General features: G+C 39.6%; 24 protein-coding genes and 1 riboswitch. Of the genes, 10 read left to right on the forward strand and 14 right to left on the reverse strand.

Translation table 11 applies throughout. The features are described 5' to 3' along the window. Positions 1 to 7 precede the first annotated feature (7 nt). Complete coding sequence (locus tag TY15_RS07010) at positions 8 to 520, forward strand: gamma carbonic anhydrase (protein ID WP_040207554.1); 513 nt, start codon at positions 8 to 10, stop codon at positions 518 to 520. 46 nt (positions 521 to 566) lie between these two features. Here the strand turns inward: TY15_RS07010 and asnB are convergent, their stop codons facing one another. After that, the gene (gene asnB, locus TY15_RS07015; protein ID WP_040207552.1) at positions 567 to 2,471 is read right to left on the reverse strand and encodes an asparagine synthase (glutamine-hydrolyzing); all 1,905 of its coding nucleotides are present in this window, start codon (positions 2,469 to 2,471) and stop codon (positions 567 to 569) included. Between the two features lie 254 nt (positions 2,472 to 2,725). After that, positions 2,726 to 3,925 carry a methionine adenosyltransferase gene (gene metK / locus TY15_RS07020; protein WP_040207551.1) on the reverse strand — a complete coding sequence of 400 codons (1,200 nt, stop codon included), beginning with the start codon at positions 3,923 to 3,925 and terminating at the stop codon, positions 2,726 to 2,728. A 315-nt stretch (positions 3,926 to 4,240) separates the two neighbouring features. Beyond that, positions 4,241 to 4,391, reverse strand: a riboswitch (SAM riboswitch). Between the two features lie 230 nt (positions 4,392 to 4,621). On the opposite strand from metK, the gene pckA reads away from it, so the two are divergent. Then, positions 4,622 to 6,208, forward strand: a complete 1,587-nt coding sequence (pckA, locus tag TY15_RS07025) for a phosphoenolpyruvate carboxykinase (ATP) (RefSeq protein ID WP_040207550.1) — start codon at positions 4,622 to 4,624, stop codon at positions 6,206 to 6,208. Positions 6,209 to 6,284: 76 nt separating this feature from the next. Here the strand turns inward: pckA and TY15_RS07030 are convergent, their stop codons facing one another. Next, positions 6,285 to 6,527, reverse strand: coding sequence for a DUF2584 domain-containing protein (locus TY15_RS07030; RefSeq protein ID WP_040207549.1), 243 nt, complete (start codon positions 6,525 to 6,527; stop codon positions 6,285 to 6,287). 40 nt (positions 6,528 to 6,567) lie between these two features. After that, complete coding sequence (locus TY15_RS07035) at positions 6,568 to 7,356, reverse strand: alpha/beta hydrolase family protein (protein WP_040207548.1); 789 nt, start codon at positions 7,354 to 7,356, stop codon at positions 6,568 to 6,570. Positions 7,357 to 7,476: 120 nt separating this feature from the next. Here TY15_RS07035 and TY15_RS07040 point away from each other — a divergent pair, with 120 nt between their 5' ends. Genes TY15_RS07040 through TY15_RS07050 form a run of 3 tightly spaced genes read left to right on the forward strand, consistent with a single transcriptional unit; the run spans position 7,477 to position 10,078 of the window. Further along, a complete protein-coding gene (locus tag TY15_RS07040; RefSeq protein WP_040207547.1) occupies positions 7,477 to 8,493 on the forward strand; it encodes an ABC transporter substrate-binding protein in 1,017 nt (338 codons plus the stop codon). A 21-nt stretch (positions 8,494 to 8,514) separates the two neighbouring features. After that, a complete protein-coding gene (locus TY15_RS07045) occupies positions 8,515 to 9,291 on the forward strand; it encodes an ABC transporter ATP-binding protein (RefSeq protein ID WP_040207545.1) in 777 nt (258 codons plus the stop codon). Further along, entirely contained in the window at positions 9,272 to 10,078 is an 807-nt protein-coding gene (locus tag TY15_RS07050; RefSeq protein ID WP_040207544.1) for an ABC transporter permease, read from the forward strand. Before TY15_RS07045 ends, TY15_RS07050 begins: the two co-directional genes overlap by 20 nt. 20 nt (positions 10,079 to 10,098) lie before the next feature. Here TY15_RS07050 and ytkD read toward each other — a convergent pair whose 3' ends face one another. Continuing rightward, the gene (ytkD, locus tag TY15_RS07055) at positions 10,099 to 10,572 is read right to left on the reverse strand and encodes an RNA deprotection pyrophosphohydrolase (RefSeq protein WP_040207543.1); all 474 of its coding nucleotides are present in this window, start codon (positions 10,570 to 10,572) and stop codon (positions 10,099 to 10,101) included. A gap of 86 nt (positions 10,573 to 10,658) precedes the next feature. After that, positions 10,659 to 10,982, reverse strand: coding sequence for a hypothetical protein (locus TY15_RS07060; protein WP_040207542.1), 324 nt, complete (start codon positions 10,980 to 10,982; stop codon positions 10,659 to 10,661). A gap of 256 nt (positions 10,983 to 11,238) precedes the next feature. Between TY15_RS07060 and TY15_RS07065 the strand changes: the two genes are divergently transcribed. Further along, positions 11,239 to 11,496: a DUF6154 family protein gene (locus TY15_RS07065; protein ID WP_040207541.1), complete on the forward strand. Its 258-nt coding sequence runs from the start codon at positions 11,239 to 11,241 to the stop codon at positions 11,494 to 11,496. A 171-nt stretch (positions 11,497 to 11,667) separates the two neighbouring features. Further along, on the forward strand, positions 11,668 to 11,844 hold the full coding sequence (gene ytzI, locus TY15_RS23500) for a YtzI protein (RefSeq protein ID WP_074432782.1): 177 nt from the start codon (positions 11,668 to 11,670) through the stop codon (positions 11,842 to 11,844). 39 nt (positions 11,845 to 11,883) lie between these two features. Here the strand turns inward: ytzI and TY15_RS07070 are convergent, their stop codons facing one another. Then, the gene (locus tag TY15_RS07070; protein WP_040207539.1) at positions 11,884 to 12,357 is read right to left on the reverse strand and encodes an S-ribosylhomocysteine lyase; all 474 of its coding nucleotides are present in this window, start codon (positions 12,355 to 12,357) and stop codon (positions 11,884 to 11,886) included. Positions 12,358 to 12,485: 128 nt separating this feature from the next. On the opposite strand from TY15_RS07070, the gene yidD reads away from it, so the two are divergent. Then, positions 12,486 to 12,713: a membrane protein insertion efficiency factor YidD gene (gene yidD, locus TY15_RS07075; RefSeq protein ID WP_040207538.1), complete on the forward strand. Its 228-nt coding sequence runs from the start codon at positions 12,486 to 12,488 to the stop codon at positions 12,711 to 12,713. Here yidD and TY15_RS07080 read toward each other — a convergent pair. Beyond that, the gene (locus TY15_RS07080) at positions 12,710 to 13,282 is read right to left on the reverse strand and encodes a beta-class carbonic anhydrase (RefSeq protein WP_040207537.1); all 573 of its coding nucleotides are present in this window, start codon (positions 13,280 to 13,282) and stop codon (positions 12,710 to 12,712) included. The genes yidD and TY15_RS07080 overlap by 4 nt on opposite strands. Positions 13,283 to 13,625: 343 nt before the next feature. Here TY15_RS07080 and TY15_RS23505 point away from each other — a divergent pair, with 343 nt between their 5' ends. Beyond that, on the forward strand, positions 13,626 to 13,787 hold the full coding sequence (locus tag TY15_RS23505) for a DUF1540 domain-containing protein (protein WP_074432783.1): 162 nt from the start codon (positions 13,626 to 13,628) through the stop codon (positions 13,785 to 13,787). A 46-nt stretch (positions 13,788 to 13,833) separates the two neighbouring features. On the opposite strand, the gene menC is transcribed toward TY15_RS23505, so the two are convergent. The 6 genes from menC to TY15_RS07110 all read right to left on the reverse strand — a co-directional run bounded on the left by menC (position 13,834) and on the right by TY15_RS07110 (position 21,358). Further along, a complete protein-coding gene (gene menC / locus TY15_RS07085) occupies positions 13,834 to 14,943 on the reverse strand; it encodes an o-succinylbenzoate synthase (RefSeq protein WP_040207536.1) in 1,110 nt (369 codons plus the stop codon). Next, a complete protein-coding gene (locus tag TY15_RS07090; protein WP_040207535.1) occupies positions 14,924 to 16,426 on the reverse strand; it encodes an o-succinylbenzoate--CoA ligase in 1,503 nt (500 codons plus the stop codon). The genes menC and TY15_RS07090 overlap by 20 nt, the downstream gene beginning before the upstream one ends. 135 nt (positions 16,427 to 16,561) lie before the next feature. After that, positions 16,562 to 17,380, reverse strand: coding sequence for a 1,4-dihydroxy-2-naphthoyl-CoA synthase (gene menB, locus TY15_RS07095; RefSeq protein WP_040207534.1), 819 nt, complete (start codon positions 17,378 to 17,380; stop codon positions 16,562 to 16,564). Between the two features lie 15 nt (positions 17,381 to 17,395). Then, entirely contained in the window at positions 17,396 to 18,205 is an 810-nt protein-coding gene (menH, locus tag TY15_RS07100) for a 2-succinyl-6-hydroxy-2,4-cyclohexadiene-1-carboxylate synthase (protein WP_040207533.1), read from the reverse strand. Beyond that, on the reverse strand, positions 18,205 to 19,956 hold the full coding sequence (menD, locus tag TY15_RS07105) for a 2-succinyl-5-enolpyruvyl-6-hydroxy-3-cyclohexene-1-carboxylic-acid synthase (protein ID WP_040207532.1): 1,752 nt from the start codon (positions 19,954 to 19,956) through the stop codon (positions 18,205 to 18,207). Before menD ends, menH begins: the two co-directional genes overlap by 1 nt. Before the next feature lies 1 nt (position 19,957). Then, positions 19,958 to 21,358, reverse strand: a complete 1,401-nt coding sequence (locus TY15_RS07110; RefSeq protein WP_040207531.1) for an isochorismate synthase — start codon at positions 21,356 to 21,358, stop codon at positions 19,958 to 19,960. A 346-nt stretch (positions 21,359 to 21,704) separates the two neighbouring features. Between TY15_RS07110 and TY15_RS07115 the strand changes: the two genes are divergently transcribed. Then, complete coding sequence (locus TY15_RS07115; protein WP_040207530.1) at positions 21,705 to 22,640, forward strand: 1,4-dihydroxy-2-naphthoate polyprenyltransferase; 936 nt, start codon at positions 21,705 to 21,707, stop codon at positions 22,638 to 22,640. Positions 22,641 to 22,689: the final 49 nt, after the last annotated feature.

The raw sequence follows: 22,689 nt of genomic DNA on the forward strand, positions 1-22,689 counted from the left end.
GAGACAGATGATCTACCCTTATAATGATAAATATCCGTTAATCGCGGAAACCGCGTTTATTGCCGATTATGTAACGATAACAGGTGACGTTGAAATTGGTGAACAATCAAGTGTCTGGTTTAATTCAGTCATCAGAGGTGATGTTGCGCCAACAAAGATTGGCAATAAAGTTAATATACAAGACAACTCTATCTTACATCAAAGTCCTAATAACCCGCTAATTTTAGAAGATGAAGTGACGATCGGCCATCAAGTAATCCTACACAGTTGTATCATCAGAAAAAGAGCCCTAGTTGGCATGGGATCGATAATTCTTGATAATGCCGAAATTGGAGAAGGTGCCTTTATTGGTGCTGGCAGTCTAGTCCCACAAGGGAAAAAAATCCCCCCTAATACGTTAGCATTTGGCAGACCAGCCAAAGTTATTAGAGAATTAACCCCAGAAGACAAAAAAGATATGGAACGTATTTATACAGAATATGCGGAGAAGGCCCAGTATTATAAGTCCTTACAATCATAATAATTGATAGAAAAAGCACCCATGGCAAAAATGGGTGCCCTTTTTATTAATGCTTCAATGTCTGTAATTTTTTTTGGTGGGCAAAATCATGCTGAAAGGAATATACATCTTCCACATAGACTTGATGCCAAACCATAAACATAAGAACCGTCCATATTTTTCTACTATTATCAGCTTTCCCTTGACAATGATCTTCAAGCAAGCTCAAAACATATAATTTATCGATTAAATGATCCGTGTTACTTTCACGAATAATTTTTTTCGCCCAATCATTCATTTCATTCTTTAACCAATGACGAATTGGGACTGGGAACCCTAGCTTCTTACGGTTGAGCACATGCTCTGGAACGACTCCTTCCGCTGCTTTGCGTAAGATGTATTTCGTCGTACCATTAGCCGTTTTTAGACTCGTAGGAATCTTTGATGCTACCTCAAACACAGCTTTATCAAGGAATGGTACCCTAAGCTCTAAAGAATGTGCCATCGTCATTTTATCAGCCTTTAGTAAGATATCCCCGCGCATCCAAGTATGGATATCAATATACTGCATCCGATCGACTGGATCATACCCACGCGATTCTTGATAAAGCGGCTTCGTAATGTCTGTATAATCCAATCCTTCACGATACACACTTAATAACTCGCGCTTTTCTTCTTCCGTAAACATTTTGGCGTTACCAATGTACCGTTCCTCCATTGGTGTCACACCACGCTCAATAAAACTCTTGCCTTTCATCCCTTCAGGCATCATAGCGGCAATCCCTTTTAAGAGAACTTTTCCTATTCTCGGGATTTTATTAAACACTTCTAATGATTGCGGCTCACGATAAATATTATATCCACCAAATAATTCATCTGCACCCTCACCTGATAGGACAACCGTAACGTGTTTACGTGCTTCCCGTGCAACAAAATAAAGCGGAACACAGGCAGGGTCTGCCAATGGATCGTCCATATGCCAGATAATTTTCGGAATTTCATTCATATATTCTTCCGGTGTAATTACATAGCTAATATTTTCAACACCGAGTTTTTCAGCTGTTTCCTTTGCTACATCAATCTCACTGAACCCATTATGCTCAAAGCCAACAGAAAAAGTCTTAATTGCCGGATGAAACTGCTTAGCAATGGAAGCAATGATCGAGGAATCAATGCCACCGGAAAGGAAAGAACCAACTGGAACATCACTGCGCATATGCTTTTCCACTGAATCGAATAAGACATCTCTTATCTCTTTTGTAAAGTCAGCTTCTGATTTATGAACTGGTTGAAAGTGCGCTTTCCAATACTTCTTGATTTCCATTTTTGCGCCGATTTTTTTGGTAAAATAATGGCCTGGCTCTAACTTTTTTATACCCTCTGATAAGGTATTAGGTTCTGGAACAAATTGATAGGTTAAATAGTGCTGCAGGGCATCGTAGTTAAGCACATCATTTTCAAGAGTAAGAAGAATACTCTTTTTCTCCGAAGCAAAGAATGTCTTTTCTCCATCTTCTAAATAAAAGAATGGTTTAATGCCAAATGGGTCACGTGCCCCATAAAGGGTTTGTTCCTGCTTATCCCAGATAACGAAGGCAAACATTCCGCGCAGTTTTTCGACCGCCTTTTCCTTCAAATGGCTGAACAGGGCAATAATAACCTCTGTATCAGAACTTGTCGCAAACGTAAGTCCTTCTTTGAGCAGTTCTTCACGAAGCTCGACATAGTTATAAATTTCACCATTGAAGATAATCCAATAACGCTCATTTTCATACGTAAGCGGTTGGTGGCCGCTTTCAATATCAATAATACTCAAACGACGGAACCCAAACTGAATATGGTCGTCATAATAAAATCCATCATCATCAGGTCCACGATGAGTTATAATATCGTTCATATTTTTAAATTGTTGTCTTTGGTCATCACTATAGTTTTGTGTTTTGTTGTGTACACAACCGATAAAACCACACATTATGTACCTCACCTACTCCATTTTAAATATCCTTATAAGGATTTTACTAAAAAACATACCTTATAATACTACCACTATTCATACAAAAATGGCACTGTGAACAATAGGAAATTTAGGGTATCTTTAGTTTTCACTTCTATAGTCCCAGGTCCGTTAATATAACAGACGAAAAATAGAAAAGAGAGTTACATTTAACATGCAACTCCCTTTTTTAATTTTTCTACTCCAACGCCTAGGCGCTTTTGCAATTCTGCTTATACATTTGCTTGTTGACGTAATGTATCTGCTTTATCTGTACGCTCCCAAGGAAGGTCAACATCTGTACGTCCAAAATGGCCATATGCAGCTGTTTGCTTGTAGATTGGGCGACGAAGATTCAACATATTAATGATCCCCGCTGGGCGAAGGTCAAAGTTTTCGCTCACAAGGTCAACTAAGACATCTTCACTCACTTTTCCTGTGCCAAACGTATCAACAGCGATTGATACGGGTCTAGCCACCCCAATTGCGTAGGCAAGTTGTACTTCCACTTTTTCTGCAAGGCCTGCTGCAACGATATTTTTAGCTACATAACGAGCCGCATAGGCTGCAGAACGGTCAACTTTTGTTGGATCCTTACCAGAGAAGGCACCGCCACCGTGGCGTGCATAACCACCGTACGTATCAACAATGATTTTGCGACCAGTTAAACCAGCATCCCCTTGTGGGCCACCGATTACGAAACGACCAGTAGGATTAATGAAATATTTTGTGTTCTCATCAATCAATTCCTGTGGTACAACTGGGTTGATGACGTATTCTTTCAAATTACGCTGAATTTGTTCTAAGGTAATTTCTGGATGATGTTGTGTTGAAATAACAATTGTGTCAATGCGAACAGGTTTATCATTTTCATCATATTCAACTGTTACTTGTGTTTTACCATCTGGACGAAGGTATGGAAGAAGCTCCTCTTTCCGAACTTCTGTTAAACGACGAGCAAGCTTGTGGGCAAGTGAAATTGGAAGAGGCATAAGCTCTTTTGTTTCATTACAAGCAAAACCAAACATTAGGCCTTGGTCTCCAGCACCAATCGCTTCGATTTGTTCGTCAGACATTTGACCTTCACGCGCTTCAAGAGCTTGATCAACGCCCATTGCGATGTCCGGGGACTGTTCATCAATGGAGGTTAATACAGCACAAGTTTCGGAGTCAAAGCCATATTTAGCACGATTATAACCAATTCCCTTAATCGTTTCACGAACAATTTTGGGAATATCTACATAAGTAGAAGTTGTGATTTCTCCAGCAACTAGAACTAAACCTGTTGTTACTGATGTTTCAGCAGCAACACGGGCATTAGCATCTTTTGCTAAAATAGCGTCTAAAATAGAATCAGAAATTTGGTCACAAATCTTGTCAGGATGACCTTCAGTAACTGATTCAGAAGTAAACAAACGGGCGTTTCTTGACATCTGAATTCCTCCTATATTTTTGAAATAAAGTGAGGTTATCTGTATGGGGTTGGTAATGACCTTGCCGTTTAACCTCGGTTGATACGGAACTCATTCCCTTAGTAGTATGAAATAAACACGAGATTATTATTAATAGAAAGTGAATGTCCCTATTCCTGGAACCTCACCTTGACATATTAAAAACAAACCCCATAAAAATTCTTACGATGGAATAAAAAGTAGCGATTATGTAGCACGAAAACATCTTTGCTGAACAAATAAAAAACCCTTCCATTTAGAGGAAAGGTTGATAGCAAAAGTTTTGCGTGCCTTTCACTCTTATCGTTCAAGGTCAAGCCTTGCTTCAGGTTTAGCACCTTTGCCCGAAAAAATCCTTGATAAATGGTCCTCCATCCATCAATTCAATTTTCGTTTGCAGGTTGCTGGGTTTCATTGGGCCTGTCCCTCCACCAGCTCGGGATAAGAGAGTATCCGTTCAAGGGTAAATCATAACCTAGCCGATTAATTAATGTCAATGTCTTTTTAAAAAGTTTTCTTAATTTGTAAATTGAGTCATTGATGACTCTTTCAATCGCCTAATTCCAAAGAACCAAATATAATGAATTTTCATTTAATAGTATAGAATATTTTAATTAATGTGTTATACTTTTTAATATAATCACTCTTAAAAACATGGATAAAGGTAGGTTTCAGTCAATGAATTCTGTTCATATCCCTAATGATTTAAAAAAGCTGTTACAAGAAAATCATGCATTGGTACAATTATCCGTACCGCAATTAGTCGAACGAGTATTAAGCCGGAAAGAAGGTATTTTAACGGCAACAGGTGCTGTCAGTGTCTCCACTGGCAAGTATACCGGACGCTCCCCACAGGATAAATATATTGTGATGGAAGAGTCTACAAAGGACAAAATTGAATGGGGCTCGACCAATCAATCTATTTCTGAGGAAGTTTTCACCAATTTATATCAAAAGGTTCTAGAATATTTAACACAACAAGAAGAAATTTTTGTGTTTAAAGGGTTTGCTGGAGCAGATCAAAAATCCCGCTTGCCGATACAGGTAGTAAATGAATATGCCTGGCATAATCTCTTTGCCCAACAGCTTTTTATTCGCCCTACAGAAGAGGAATTACTTACACATGATGCTGGTTTTACAGTTATATCCGCCCCCAACTTTAAGGCAGATCCGACAGTGGACGGTACAAACTCCGAAACCTTCATTATTATTTCTTTTGAACGGAGAATCGTATTAATTGGCGGAACTGAATATGCAGGCGAAATGAAGAAATCCATTTTTTCAGTTATGAATTATTTGTTACCTGAAAACCATATTTTTTCGATGCATTGTTCCGCAAATGTAGGTCAGGAAGGCGATGTGGCCCTATTCTTTGGATTATCTGGGACAGGCAAAACTACCCTTTCCGCCGATGCTAATCGCCGGCTTATTGGTGATGACGAGCACGGCTGGTCCTCCAATGGTGTCTTTAATATTGAGGGTGGCTGCTATGCCAAATGTATCAATCTTTCACGTGAAAAAGAACCGCAAATCTTTGATGCGATTCGTTTTGGTACAGTCCTAGAAAATGTAGTCGTTAATTCAGAATCGAGAATCCCTGATTATGATGATGGATCTCTGACCGAGAATACGAGGGCGGCCTATCCAATCGAAGCGATTGATAATATTATTCAGCCAAGTATTGCGGGACACCCGAATACGATTGTCTTTTTAACAGCGGATGCCTTCGGGGTTTTACCTCCCATTGCTAAATTGACGAAGGAACAAGCGATGTATCACTTCCTAAGCGGTTATACCTCGAAGCTTGCCGGTACTGAACGCGGGATTACTTCACCACAAGCAACCTTCTCCACCTGCTTTGGTGCGCCTTTTCTCCCGTTACCCGCAGCACGTTACGCGGAAATGCTAGGTGACAAGATACTTGAGCATAATGCCAATGTCTTTTTAGTCAATACAGGTTGGACCGGTGGAGAATACGGAGTCGGCAGCCGAATGAAGTTATCATTTACAAGAGCGATGGTTCAAGCAGCCCTGGAAGGTGAATTAAACCATGTTGAGACAGTCAAAGACGAAATCTTTGGTTTACACATTCCGCTTCATATTGCAGGGGTGCCAGATGATGTACTTCAACCAAAGAAAACATGGTCTGATCATCAAGCATATGAAGAAAAGGCAAAGGAATTAGCAAAGAAATTCCGGGAAAACTTCAAAAAATTCACTGACATCCCAACAGAAATTGTTGAAAAAGGCGGTCCCATCTCATAAATATCAACAGCCCATATCGATCGGATATGGGCTTTCTTGTATAACGATCAAGAAAAACGCAAGAGTCATTGGCTGCTCAGTTCGTTGAATTTAGTGAAACTAATTGGTAAGTTAACGTTGTCCTGTTATGTTGCCACTCCACTTTCTTAATTAAAGCCGTGCCACTTGTATCACTTTCAATTGTTTTCCTTACCTCGATCGGGATTTCAATCGGATAAAGTCTGTAGCCTTCCTTTTCTAAAACAAAAAGATTTTCCTCAATCCTCTTCTCGTTTCCTTTTGTTACGATCATCGTATTCAGTTCAAGAGGCATACCCATAAAAATTCGCTCCTCTGCTTGTATTAACTATATATTACCATCATTTGCCCTGCTTTTTCATCCACTTTGATAATTCAACCACAATATTTCGATTTACTGCAGGTGGGAAATAGTGCGTAAACTCATGAAAATACCAACATTCAACTGGTTTTGCTAAGCTTTTCAGCTTGTTTTCGAGTTGATATGCATGCTCGACAGAAACATTTTGATCGGTTACACCATGAATAATAAGAACCGGGGCAGCCAAGTCTCCTAGCTGATTGAGTGGGGTTCTCCATTGATAACGATCGGGATATTTTTCAGGGGTCCCACCAATGACTCTTTTCATCATTCTTCGTAAATCTTTCCGCTCCTTATACGTTAAGGTCATGTCACTTACCCCGCCCCAAGTAACCACAGACGCCGCTTCCGGAAATCGAAGCCCTGTCATCAAAGCCATCACACCACCTCGTGAAAAACCAAATATATGAATATCACGAACTCTTGGCAGCGATTTTAACAACCTAAAAGCGGAAAATGCATCCTCACGATCCTCGCCTGCAAAATCCTCATTCCCCTCTCCACCTTGATTACCACGATAATAGGGGGCAAACACAATAAATCCCTCAGCAGCAAACTGAGCAATCCTAGCAGGGCGTACCTTCCCAACATTTTTTATCCCTCCGCGCAAATAAAGGAAGCCATCCATTGTGTCCTTATTCAGGGGCTCTGCCAACATTCCTTTCACTTTCAATCCATTGGAGAGGTACGTAATCACCTTTAGTTCAACGTTTGGATTGGGCGAAGGAAAACGATTCATTTCAAGAATACTCCCATTAGCTATGTGCATCGACGGACTTTCCTTTCGGTGAAAAAAATTTTTATTGCAGCAGGCTTCACACATTTTTCTTCATTTCATACGATATCGTAGGCTATTAGCCCAGATTTTTTTAGTATAAGGAGGTTAATTATGAAAAAATCTTTAAAATTCAGTTTATCCTTTCTCCTCATTTCTGTTCTCATGTTTTCTTTAGTCGCCTGTACGAAGGATTCCACAACTGAAACAAAAAAATTGGAAAAAGTACGAATTGCTGAAGTGACTCGTTCCATTTTTTATGCTCCTCAATATGTGGCTCTGGCAAAAGGATTTTTTAAAGACGAAGGTCTTGACGTTTCACTAGCGACTACACCTGGCGGGGATAAGACGATGACCGCACTCATTTCAGGTGGGGCCGATATTGCCCTTGTTGGATCGGAAACATCCATTTATGTGTATGCACAAGGAGCAAATGATCCTGTCATCAACTTTGCCCAACTAACGCAAACTGACGGAACTTTCTTAGTCGCAAGAGAAAAAATGGATGATTTCACTTGGGAATCATTAAAAGGAAAAACCTTCCTAGGACAACGCAAAGGCGGCATGCCCCAAATGGTCGGTGAATTTGTCTTAAAGCAGCACGGCATTGATCCCCATAATGACCTGAACTTAATTCAAAACATTGATTTTGCTAATGTTGCAAATGCTTTTGCTTCAGGCACAGGCGAGTTCGTTCAATTATTCGAGCCAACTGCAAGTATTTTTGAAAAAGAAGGAAAAGGTCATATTGTTGCTTCTTTCGGTAAAGAATCTGGCCACGTTCCCTATACCACCTTTATGGCGAAAGAAGGATATATGAAGAATAATAAGGAAACCATTGAGAAATTTACAAAGGCCATTTATGAAGCACAGCAATGGGTCGACTCGCACAGTGCCGAGGAAATTGCGAAGGCCGTCGAACCCTATTTTCCAGATACCGATTTAGATATAATGACCACTGTGGTTGATCGCTATAAGGGTCAAGGCTCATTTGCGACAAACCCTGTTCTTGACGAAGAAGAATGGAACAATCTTCAAAATATCATGAAGGAAGCTGGAGAGCTTCCAAAGGAAGTCGACCATAAAACACTTGTAAACACTGAAATTGCTGAAAAAGTCATTAAAAAATAAGGAAAGGGAGGCCGTTTTCACATGAGCTTTTTACAGGTTCAAAATATACATCATACTTATTTCACGAAAGCCTCTGCCACCACGGCCCTCTCCGATATTTCACTTACGGTTGAAGAGGGAGAGTTTGTCTCCCTGCTCGGACCAAGTGGCTGTGGTAAGACAACACTACTTTCCATCATCTCTAGTTTGCTTAAACCAACAGAAGGAACGGTTCTTTTAGAAAATAAACCGGTAACCACCGCGAAAAATCAAATTGGCTATATGCTCCAACAAGATTATCTGTTTCCATGGAAAACAATCGAAGAGAATATCCTCATTGGTCTCAAATTATCTAGGCAACTCACCCCTAAAACAAAAGCTGCCACCTTAAATCTTCTAAATCAGATTGGCTTATCAGAGGTAGAAAAACAACTTCCAAGACAGCTATCAGGTGGTATGAGACAGCGCGTTGCCCTCGTACGAACATTGGCAACTGAACCAAAACTGTTGATGCTTGACGAACCCTTTTCTGCTCTTGATTATCAAACAAAGCTAAAATTAGAGGATTTAGTATCAAAGATATTAACTGATTTTGGGAAAACCGCCATACTTGTTACCCACGATATTGGTGAAGCTATTGCCATGAGCGATCGCGTCTTCTTACTGTCACCAAGTCCGGGAAGAATTTATAAAACTTTTACCATGCCCGAGGAATTAAGAAAGGCATCCCCTTTTGAAGCAAGAAATCACGAACTATTTCAAAGCATCTTTCAAACGATATGGAAGGAGTTGGAGTCGCTTGAGTCTGAAAAAGAATAAGTTAAAACAACTCCATCAAACCTACCTTCATTCCTTAAAAATTGAAATGCGCTGGGTTCGCTTTTATCAAGCGGTTATTTTTATTGTGTTTTTCTCCAGCTGGGAACTAGCTAGTCAAAAGCAATGGATTGATCCGTTAATCTTTAGCTCACCTTCTAAAATTTGGCAGCTATTTTTAGATAAACTCCATGATGGGTCATTGTTAACTAATTTAGGCGTTACCTTAACAGAAACAGTTTTTGGCTTCATACTGGGAACCTTGCTCGGTACCATATTAGCGACGATTCTTTGGTTATCCCCATTCATTTCAAAAATACTTGACCCCTATCTCGTCGTTTTAAATGCGATGCCTAAAGTTGCACTTGGTCCGATTTTAATCGTAGCTCTGTCTCCTGGATATCCATCTATTATTGCTATGGGGGCAATCATTTCGGTCATTATCACAACCATTGTTGTCTATACCTCCTTTAAAGAGGTTGATCCCAATTATTTAAAAGTGCTCCAAACGTTTGGAGCAACCCGCCTCCAATGCTTTAAAGAAGCAATTCTGCCTGCTAGTTTTCCGACGATCATTTCAACCCTAAAGGTTAATGTTGGTCTATCATGGGTTGGTGTTATCGTTGGGGAGTTCCTGGTGTCCTCCAGGGGACTTGGGTATATGATTATTTATGGTTTCCAGGTTTTTAATTTTACACTTGTTTTTTTATCATTGTTAGTGATCGCAGTTATTGCAACAATTATGTATCAGTTGGTTGAGCTCTTAGAAAAGAAACTAATAAAAGAATAGCGGGAAGTTCATGGACTCCGCTATTCTTTTTTATTGTCCTTCAGGTATTTCATACATTCTTCGATCACTTGATCCTTCATAATAAAACTATATTCATCTTTAAAACGCTCCTGCAATAGATTGCCTTTAAAGACCACAGGTCCTTTTGTTTCAAAGTAACTGTTCGTCTCCTCTACCCTTTCAACCTTGCCAAAAAATACGGCCTTAACAAATGAGCCGACATGATCTGAAACCTTGTAGGCGAGAATAAAGCTAAGTTCTCCAAGGATAGCACCCGTCTCCTCATATGTCTCACGACGTGCTGCCTGTTCTAATGTCTCCCCTACTTCCACTTTTCCTCCAGGAAATTCAAGACCTCTTTGCTTATGTTTGGTTAAATACCAGTCATGATTATATTGGCAAATAACTAATACATGCTTAATTTCTTCTTCAAAGGCCTCAAGCGTAAATGCTAGTTCAACCTTATTTCCTTTATAATCTAAAAATTGTATCATTAAGAACCGCCCCAATTTTTCATTAATGATATAATTATATAAAAAAAAAGAGAAATCCTAAACCTTTAGGACTTCTCAAAACTTTATTAGGATTCATTAGGTAATATATTCATGCTTTCGATATGGGTTTTCGCTTCTTCGTCACCAAGTTTATGAAGCATGCCATACACCTGCTGTATGGTACTATCGTAGGCATCATTTTCTCGGTCATAATGGTACTGAACAAATGGTACATGAGCTCTAAAAAAGTTTTTCCATTCGGTTGAATAGTTTTGATTAAATAAATCACGCAACTGCGTGATTTCAGCATCATCCGCATGAATTTTATAGCTCCACGTCGAGCTGGTCGCATTACTTGATATATGACCGGTTCCAACGTCAATATAGTAGGTTTTTTTCTGATCGTTCATCACTTCATCCCCTTTTACTGTTAGTAATGTGCAAATAGATAATTTTTATTCTTTTTCAAAATTCGATTCATTTTTTTGAAAGGAATGCGATATAATAATCATACAATCAAGAAAACAGATTTTTCAGTAAATTAAACGACGGAATGGGAGGGATGATTTTTCTTTTTAGGGGAATTCAATAAATAGAAGGAAAACCTTCATGGGAATTTGACTTCTCACACTACTGGATATATATATTTAAAAAGGGGGTGTCAAAATGAAATTAGTAGATGAATTATATGAAATGTATCGCAACAAGTTAACTGGGGATGAAGAGGACATTGACATGTTAACATTTGCCTTTTTAGAAGAAATGTCCCATGAAGATCTTCTTGCCTTAATTCAGGAAATGGATAAACAAGAATTGTACGATTTAATGGGCCTCTACCTCATCGAAAGCTTAAAGGGTAAATTTGCTCAGGAAGAATACGGACAACATCGTGCACATAGTTTTTATCCAAGAAACATTCATTGAAATTACATACCAACAAGAAAAACTGGGAGCTGAAAAGCTCCCTTTTCTCATACAGGGAAGATAAGTAACTTCTCGTATTTAACATAAAGAAAGCATGCCCTGTTTTTCTTGTGTTTTTTCATACCGACAGCTATATTCGTGTTACAATGTTAGGCAAAGGGGGGAAGAAAATTGTATACCGTACTAGTGGTTAGTATTATTATTGTTATCGTTATTTTGGTATTAGCTGTTGGAACCACCTCCAAAGCCTATAATTATAAACATACCGTTGACCCATTGGAAAATGACCCATATACAGACCAAGAACCACCCGTAGCTGAGTCCTCTCAACAACAAAATAATGAGTAAAAAAATTCCTATTCGATTGAATAGGAATTTTTCATTATATTAAGCAAAAACCTGTTTAAGCTCTTCTTTACTATGTTCAAGCCAAAAACGCATTAAACGTTTTGCACCTTCTAAATCATGAAGTTTCGCTTGACCACATTGACGTTCATTGGCAGCTGGAATATCAATAATCTCAACTGCATCTTTCATTGTGTTCTCTAGGAGATCAATGATTTCCTCGACGGTTGGCTCTCCACTTACAACGAGATAATAACCAGTTTGGCAACCCATTGGAGAAATATCAATAATATCAAAATGATCGTACTTCTCGGAGTGCTTGCGAATATTAAAAGCTAACAAGTGCTCAAGTGTATGAATGGCATCAGGCTTCATCGCCTGTTTATTTGGCTGGCAAAAACGGATATCATATTTATTAACAACTCCGTCACTCCCTACCTTATGGACACCACAATGTCTCACATAGGGGGCTTTAACGGCATTATGATCTAAATCAAAGCTTTCAACTGAAGGCATCAAAATCACTCCTTTTCTAATCTCACTCTAATCATACAATAAATCCCTACTTTTTTCATCTACTTAGTTATATTTAACAATTTAGACGATCTTATGGTATCTTATTAATAAAAGGAGATGACTCCAGGTTGAAAAAAATCTTTATTTCCATTATTCGTTTTTATCAAGTTGTTATTTCACCTATTAAGCCGCCAACCTGTCGATTCTATCCTACCTGCTCAAATTATGGTTTAGAAGCCATTCAACGGTTTGGCGCACTGAAAGGCGGGTGGCTTACCCTCAAACGGATTTTGAAATGTCATCCGTTTCATCCAGGTGGCCTGGATCCTGTTCCTGAAAAGGAACATCAGCATTAGTCTTGATATCCATTTACAATTAGATCAAGTTTTCCCGTTTTAGGGTCGATAACCAAGCCATGGACAGGAACGTCCTTCGGTATTAACGGATGATTTTTAATAATGCTGACACTATGTTCAACACTCTCTTTAACATTATCGAATCCATGAAGCCACTGTTTAATATCAATTCCCGAATATGTAAGCGTGTTGATCGTTTCTTCGGATATTCCCCTTTGTTGCATTGTCTTAATGACTGGTTCAGCTTTTAGTCCGCTCATCCCACAGTCATGGTGTGCAATAACTAAGACCTCTTGTGCCTGTAATTGATAGAGGGCAATTAAAATGCTTCTCATCACACTCCCAAATGGATGGGAAACAAGTGCTCCTGCGTCTTTAATAATCTTTGCATCCCCATTTCCCAAGTTCAGAGCCTTAGGCAATAGTTCTAACAAACGAGTATCCATGCAAGTAAGAATGACCATTCTTTTATTGGGGAACTTGGTTGTTTCGTATTTCTCGTATTCCCGATTTTCAACAAAGCTATGGTTGTAATCCAAAATATCGGTTAGTAATGATGATTCATTCATGTTAAACCCACCCTTCTATATAAGCATACATAATATGCCTTGTTTGAAACAAATATTATACTTGATTTTAGCAATTTTTTTGTCAGATACTAAAGTAAGTCAAAATCACTCTGTATTATATCATTGTAGCATTTTAGAGATTTTTCAATAAATATATTGTAATTAATCATTACTTTAATAAAAATGAACTTAGAAATAGTAAAGACTGCATTAAATCATTAACCAAGAAAAATTTTGGTTTTGTGTCCATTTCTCGTCTTTGTTTCCTGCCACTTTCACGGATGCTACAGACAATACTGCAAACCCTATTAGTGTATTACCCATACGATGAGGAGTGATCAGAATGGCACAAGACGTTTTATGTGAAGTAAATAACTGTACGTATTGGGCGCATGGAAATAAATGCAGCGCCGATAAAATTTACGTTGTCAGCCACACTGGTGATACAGCTGAATCGCAGCGAGAAACCGATTGTAAAACATTTGAACCCGAGGGCCTTTCATAAACCAAAAAACAAAACCCAGGCAAAAATATTTGCTTGGGTTTTGTTTTTATGAAAAGGCAAAACTTTTTTTGCATAACTGCGTCTCTTGAAGCCTTTTTTCATTAATGGAAAAACCAATCCCTGGTGTAACAGGTACATCAATGACACCGTTCTTAACGATCACTTCTGGTGAAATAATATCCTCGTCCCAAAAACGACTGGAGGCTGATATATCTCCTGGAATCGTAAACCCAGGAAGGGAAGCAAGTGCAATATTATGCGCACGGGAAATTCCAAATTCAATCATGCCACCACACCAGACAGGAATACCCTTTTCATAGCAATAATCATGTATTCTTTTTGCCTCGTTCAGGCCGCCCACACGTCCCACTTTAATATTGATGACCTTACAGCTGCCGAGCTCGACAGCCAGTTTAGCATCCTCAAAACTGACAATGCTCTCATCTAAACAAATCGGGGTGCTGATTTGCTTTTGCAATACAGCATGTTCAATGATATCATTGGGTGCAAGTGGCTGCTCAATCATCATCAAGTTAAATTCATCTAGTGCCTTTAGCCTCTCAAGATCATGTAACGAATAGGCGGAATTGGCATCTGCCATAATCGGTAAGTCCGGAAAAAATCTACGAATTTCTGAAAGAAAATCAACATCCTGCTTTGGATTAATTTTCACCTTGATTCGCTGGTAACCATCCTCTATATACTGTTCAATTTGCTGGATTGCTTTTGCCGTCGAATCCGTAGCCACGACCACGCCTGAAGCAATCACCGATCGTGTTCCTTCAAGCATTGTAGATAAGGAAGCAGCATGATCCTTAGCATATAAATCCCATAATGCCGTTTCTAAGGCTGCCTTTGCCATATTGTTCCTTCTAATGGATTTAAAGAGGGAGAATGTCTCATCGGGATGTTTGATCGGATTTTTTTGCAGTAAGGGTATCAAAATATCGGTTAACATATGTAAACAGGTTGTGACCGTTTCTTCTGTATACCAGGGCGTTGAAAAGGCAACACCCTCGCCAAAACCTGAAACCCCATCTGCATTGGTGACTTTTACAATTATCCCTTCACGATCTTTCACGTTTCCTAAATGGGTTAGAAACGGTGATTTTAATGCCATTTGTATTACAAAAAGTTCAATCGTTTTGATTTTCATCCTCGATCACCCACTCGCGCAGTTTCCTCCGCAGTAATTTTTTGGCCGCATTTCTTGGAAGTTTCTCGATAAAATAAATGGATCTTGGTACTTTATATTTCGCAAGTCTAGATAGACAAAATTGTTGGAGGTCTTCCTTGGAGCTTTCTTGGCCTGGTTTTATGACAATAAACGCGATTGGCACCTGACCCCATTTGGCATCCTCTCTGCTTGTGACACCTGCTTCCAGAACACTAGGATGTGCAAGCAAAACTGCTTCTATTTCTGCAGGATATACGTTTTCTCCACCAGAAATAATCAAGTCGGAGCGCCTATCCATGATATACAAAAATCCATCCTCATCGAGGTAGCCAATGTCTCCGGTATAAAACCAGCCATCGATGATCTTTTCCTTTGTGGCATCTGGGCGAAATAAATATCCAGGTGTAACATTTGGACCTTTTACGATGATTTCTCCCGCCACCCCTGGTGCAGCTTGTTCACCCTTTTCAAGGACAATTTTAAGCTGAGCAGGAAACAGCGGCTTCCCAGCAGAACCAAGCTTTGTTAGGCTATCTTCTGGTACGAGTGTAACGATTTGCGAGGAGGACTCCGTCATCCCGTATGTTTGAAAAACAGGAATTTCCTTTTCCACACACGCTTGTAATAATGGTAATGGTGCTGGACCACCCCCTAAAAGCATACACCGGAAGTAGTTTGGAAGTCTTCTTTCCAGTAGTGTATCAACCATTTGCGTCAGCATCGTTCCGACTACTGACATGACCGTAACCTTTTTATCCGTTATTTCCATTATGGCTCTTTCCACCTCAAAGTTTTCAAGAAGCACGATGGGCATCCCATAAATAAGACTGCGCATAAGAATGGAAAAACCACTAATATGGAAGAGGGGAACAGCACAAAGCCAACAGTCGCTTTCCACGGTTCCCAGATTTAACGCCGAACCTACTGAACTCCACCAATGGTTTCCGAATGTTTGCATGACACCTTTGGGGTTCCCTGTTGTCCCAGAGGTATACATAATTGTACAGATATCAGATAAGCCTATTTCCTCTTGGATAACTACTGGCACTGGTTTCATTTGAAATAAATGAGTTTTTGTAATCGTATCCAACGATTGCAAGTGTTGTTTGATTTCCGATTCCTTTTCCGTAAAAGAATCTTCTAGAATAAGCAATTTAACCTTTGCATCATTCAATTGCCAGATTAATTCAGACGTTGTTAAACGGTTATTCAAAATGACCGCCTTTACGCCTAGTAGCTGTAGTGCAAACAAAATGACAACTGTATCGAGGTGATTCTTCAGTAGCACCCCCACAAACTGGTCTTTATGTACCCCTAAGGCTTGTAGCTGTCCCCCTACTTCAAGACATTGTTGATACATTTCTTTAAATGTTAGGGCTTTGTCCTGAAAATAAATCGCCGTGCGCTCGGGAGTTAGAAAAGCACGCTTCATTAAAAAATTGGGCATTCTTTCTGCTTCCATTATCTGCACCTCCGTTCACTGACTATTGCAGTTAGTATTCTTCACTCATTTCCTTGATAGGTAGAAGTATTCCAGTTAAATACGCTATAAAAAACAGCCTGATGGATACCATCAAGCTGCTGTAAAAGCTTTTAATCAAGGAAAACGTGGGAATTGACCGAAATCCGGTTTACGCTTTTCTTTAAAGGAGTCACGGCCTTCTTTCGCTTCATCTGTTGTATAGTAAAGAAGCGTAGCATCGCCAGCAAATTGTTGAAGACCAGCTAAACCGTCAGTGTCAGCGTTCATTGCAGCTTTCAAGAAACGAAGCGCTGTTGGACTTTTCTCTAAAATTTCTTTACACCACTGAATGGTTTCTTCTTCCACTTTTTCAAGTGGGACAACCGTATTGACTAAGCCCATATCAAGTGCTTCTTGTGCATTGTATTGACGACATAAGAACCAGATTTCTCGAGCCTTCTTATGTCCCACAATTCTCGCAAGATAACCTGAGCCATAACCAGCATCAAAGCTACCAACGTTCGGTCCAGTTTGTCCAAAAACAGCATTATCAGCCGCAATGGTTAAATCACAAACAATATGGAGAACATGACCACCGCCAATAGCATACCCTTTTACCATCGCGATAACTGGCTTTGGAATAACACGAATTAAGCGTTGCAGATCGAGAACGTTTAACCGCGGAATTTGGTCTTCACCAACATATCCTCCATGTCCACGTACTTTTTGGTCACCACCTGAACAAAATGCTTTATCTCCTGCACCTGTTAAGACAATAACCCCGACATTTGAATCATCACGTGCAATGGCAAAAGCATCAATCAATTCCGAAACTGTTCTCGGTGTAAAAGCATTATGTACATGTGGGCGATTAATCGTGATTTTAGCAATTCCATTGTACGTTTCATATAAAATTTCTTCATATTTACGTCCTGCAACCCATTCTACTGTCAAATTAAACTCCTCCTTTTAATTCTGTTGTAAAAAGTCACTTACTATTGTACCAAACTTTTCAGCTTCTTCCACATGAATTGCATGGCCACTGTTTTCAAAAGTCGTCCATTGGACTTTTTTTAGCTTCTTACTCATTTTTTCAGCAATCGTATAAAACTTTACATCTTTTTCACCACTTAGAAGCAATATCGCACTTGCCAGTTGATCTAATTGACCCCACCACGATGGCTGAGAACCCGTTCCCATTCCAAGCAAACTATTTGCAAGTCCAATAGGGTCATTTCTTAAACGCTGCTCCCTTATTTTCATCTGGATCGAAACAGGAAGCTTTTTCATTGTTTCAAATAAAGGAAGCTCCTCCCAGTAATCAACAAACGAAGTAACTCCTTGTTTGATAAGAAACGAGGCAAGCTCCGCATCCTTTAAGCGGCGTTGTTCTTGTTCTTCTACTGTGATGAGTCCAGGAGATGTGCTTTCTAGGATCACCTTTCGAACTCTGTTTGGAAAAAGGAGTGCGAAGGTAAGGGCTAGTCTCCCCCCCATGGAATAGCCTAATAGGTCTACTTGATTAGCCCCTAGTTCATCCAAAATTACATTTAGATCATGTGCAACCGATTCGATTCGATAATGATGGAGCTCCTCGGGTGACTCCGTTTTACCATGTCCAAGGATGTCTGGGGCGATCAACATGGAGTGTTTGCCCCAGACATTGGAAAAAGAAGACCATGTAGACGTATCACCCGTAAATCCATGTAACAAAAGAAGCGGAAACCCCTCACCAGAAACTTCGACATGATAGCGAATTCCGTCAACCACCACATCCATTATTGCTCACCATTGACAAAATTTGATATTTCCTGGGAAACGGAACGCCAAAATTCGCGATGTTCATCTCGATTTCTGTCTCTTTGTGTTTCTACTTCATAGACATGAATACCAGGCTGATCACGGTTTTCCCGCATTTCCAATGATAAATGATCCCAATCCTTTATTTTAATGAAGTTGCCATTAAACATCCTGACAGCATGCTCAAATTCTATATTTAAAGGTGTACCAAATAGAAGTTCAAAATGTTTAGGGTGTTCATTTTGTGGAAGAAATGAAAAAATTCCTCCGCCATTATTGTTTACAAGAATAATATGAATCGTTAAATTGTAAAGTTTTGCTGCAATAAGACCATTCAAGTCATGGAAAAAGGTTAAATCCCCCAAAACAAGATACAAGGTCTTGGAGTACATAGCTGCCCCTAATGCCGTTGAAACCGTCCCATCAATACCATTTGCTCCTCTGTTAGCCATGACTCGAATGTCATTCTTATTGATAAAGAAAAAGCTATCCAAATCCCGAATCGGCATACTATTACCAACAAAAAGGGTGGCATTCTCTGGGAGTAGGTCCCCTAATTGATAAAACAACTTCCCTTCACTTAATTCTGTTATATCGTGAATGGAGGACATTTGTTCTTTTGAGAGTCTATTTATTTTTTTCCAATCCTGTAAATAGGCTGCTGAAGATGACGCCTCTAGAACTGAAATCAATTTTTCGCAAAAAAGAGTTTCATTGCAAAAAATCATATTGGTCGATAAGGCTGCTGGATCCCGCCAGCCCCCACCACCATCGATAACAAATTGATCAGCAGAATGATTTTCCTTTAAGAAAATCGTAAGGGCTTTAGAAACTGGCATTGTCCCAAAGCGCAGGACAACATCTGGCTTAAGATAGGTCTTTGCATCTCCATTTCGTAAAAACGTATCATATGCGTCGATAATATTCTCCATTTCATGTGAGCCACTTCTTAATTGTGATAATGGATCAGCAATAATTGGATAGTTCAACGCATTTGAAAGACGAGTAATCGCTTCGGCAAATTGCTTATCAGCCATAGTGCCACAAACAATAATTCCCTTCTCTATCCCATTTAATTTTTCGGCCATTTCCTTGACGAGCTCATTACTTACTGACAATTCCCCATTATGGACCTTAACATATCCATTTGGTCGCTCCATTTGCTGAAAAAGATGCTCATCATTTAGTTTCGGAATGAGCGGCTCTCGAAATGGAAAGTTCAAATGAACAGGACCTGAAGGGGCTTGGGTTGCGACGGCTGCCGCACGAGCACAAAAGGTACGAGCATAGCGAATGATTTCTTCATTATTCTCGGGCAAGGCCATATCGGCAAACCACTTAACATGTTGTCCATATAAATGAATCTGGTCAATCGCCTGCGGAGCCCCAACTTCTCTTAGCTCATGTGGCCGATCTGCAGTGAGGACCATTAATGGTACCCTTGAATAGCGTGCCTCGACAATTGCCGGAAAATAATTAGCCGCCGCAGTACCTGAGGTACACAGAATCGCAACGGGTTTGTTTGTTGCCTTTGCCATACCTAAAGCAAAGAACGCTGCAGAACGCTCATCGACATGTATATGAACATGTAGCTCTGGATGTTCTGCCATTACCATTGCCATCGGAGTTGACCTTGAACCTGGGCTAACGACAACATCATTAACCCCGCTAAAAACAAGTTCAGATACAAAGGCTGCAATATATGCTGTTAAAGATTCCTGATGATTCATATTAATTTCCCCCAAGAGCTCGAAGCATAGGTCTAAACTTCAAACTCGTTTCCAAATATTCACTCTCCGAATTCGAATCTGCGACAACACCACATCCAGCAAACAGGGATACCTCATCGCCTTGAACAAGTCCCGAACGGATTGAAACAGCAAATTCCCCATTTTGTAAATAATCAACCCAACCAAGTGGTGCTGCATAAAAGCCACGGTCAAGCTCCTCTACTTCTCTAATCTTTTCAACTGCCTTATTCTTTGGCAAGCCTCCAAGGGCAGGGGTTGGATGAAGTTTATCGACTAGTAATAGCAACGAAGTATCTTGAGTGCATTTTCCGATGACAGGTGTATAAAGATGCTGAATATCCCGCATTTTCATAAGTTCGGGTTTGTCAGGAAGCAGGATTTCTTCACATGATTCCTCTAATGCCTGCTTAATCATTTCGACGACAAACCCATGTTCAATAAGGTTTTTCTGATCATTTAACAAAGTATGACCTAAATGCCGGTCCTCCTCCTCCGTCTGTCCACGGGAAATAGAGCCTGCCAGACAAGTTGAATAAACCTCTGTCCCATTCTTTTTCACGAGTCTCTCTGGTGACGCGCCAATAAAACAGTCTCCATTTGATTCAAAGGCAAAAATAAAACTAGCGGGCTGTTGTGAATATAAATTCCCAAGAACTGCCTCAGCTTCTACCTGATCGTTAAAAACAAGCCTGAGCTCACGGGCAAGCACGACTTTCTTTAATGGACCATCTGTTAATTCCTTCACAACCACATCAACAGATTTTTTCCACCTTTCAGGTGAAATCTCATTTGTCCTTAGTAATGTAGCAGACTTCGATTCCTTATGATGCGAAAGTTCAGCTAGAATTTGATTTCTTTCTTCCATTGCCTTACTAAATAACGTCAGGTCATCATTCGGGGTAAAGACGATATTAGTTGTTAAATATGCATCCCCGTCAATGATACTTAATAAATATTTTGGTATGTGAAACAAAGAATCAGCAAATTTGGACCAAAGATCCGTTTTTTCTTTATATGGATCAAAGGAAAATCCTCCGAACATAAGAGGACCAACGCCCATTACTGTATAGGGATTAAGAATTAAGCTGTCTTCAAGAAAGCTCTTCCACTCTCTTTCAACATGAAAAAAGCGGTCAGTAGCCTGATCCGACTGAATTTGTTTTGAAATTCCAAGCCCAATAAGCACAATCTCGTTTGCTGGGTCCTTCCAGAAAAAACGTTCCCCATAATACCGATCTTTTCCTACATAAAAAAAGGATAAAGGATTAATCATGTCCATTTTATGAACTTCACTAATTAATATAGGCCGCCTCAGTTCCTTGGCACGATTTACAGCCAAAAGAGCCCTTTCCTTTATATCCGTTTCTTGAATGGTAACCAAACAAATCCCTCCAAAACAGCCGAAATGACTGTTATCCATTCATTTAAAAGCTAAATTTAAGATACTACTCCCATTGTAAATAAGTCAATAATAGTTGTCACTACCTATCCTGCTTCTTCCTTATTATATATCAAAACTTCACTTCAAGGTTGAAAACGGTTTGTTGTTATTATCATTTTCCCACTAATGCTCAATATTAAACGAGCAGGTATTATCTTCTAATTCTGAAAGCAAAATTTAATTGACACTATGCATGGAATTCCATACACTTATGGGTGGGCATAGCATCTAAAAAGAACTAATTTAGGCGTTAAATAGAGAAATTATTAAAAGGGGAGAGAAGAATATGCAGCCAAATGTTCAGCATAATTCGAAACCTACCGTTGAATCGAATCGTGGCTTTCAAGTATGGTGGAAAATGACCCGTCCTCATACCCTGACGGCATCCTTTGTACCAGTATTACTAGGTACGGCCTTATCCTTAAAACATGGAAAACTTCATATAGGCCTTTTTATTGCGATGCTTGTTGCCAGCATGTTAATTCAAGCCGCAACGAATATGTTTAATGAGTACTTTGATTATAAACGAGGTCTTGACACGGAGCATTCTGTTGGAATTGGCGGCACGATTGTCCGTGATGGAATCCAACCAAAAACAGTGATTAACCTTGCTTTTGGTTTTTATGGAATTGCCTTATTATTAGGCGTTTATATTTGTGCCAATAGCAACTGGTGGCTAGCCGTCGTGGGTTTAATCTGTATGGCAGTTGGCTATTTCTATACTGGTGGACCACTTCCTATTGCTTATACGCCACTAGGTGAAATTTTCTCTGGTTTCTTTATGGGAATGTTAATTATTTTAATTTCATTTTTTATTCAAGCTGGAACAGTCGATAGCACCAGCATTTTGGTTTCTGTGCCAAGTATGGTGTTGGTCGGAATGATTATGTTGTCCAATAACATCCGCGATCTTGATGGGGATAAGGAGAATGGCCGTAAAACCGTTGCCATCCTTTTAGGAAAAAAGAAAGCCATTTATTTATTAGCCGGTATGTTTACTTTTTCTTATTTATGGGTTTTAGGCCTTATTATTAGTGGGATTGCTCCTTATTGGACGGCTATCGTCATTCTAAGTGCTCCTAAAGCTATAAAGGCAACGAAAGGATTTATCGAGAATAATGTGCCCATTAAAATGGCACCTGCGATGATTGCAACAGCACAAACAAATACGATTTTTGGATTCTTACTAGCAATCGGCATATTCATCGGACATTTTATTTAACAAACACAAAAGCTTCTGCCATAGGGCAGAAGCTTTTTTAGCCAATCGG

Origin of the sequence: Neobacillus jeddahensis, from assembly GCF_000612625.1 — a bacterium.
GTDB lineage: Bacteria > Bacillota > Bacilli > Bacillales > Cytobacillaceae > Neobacillus > Neobacillus jeddahensis.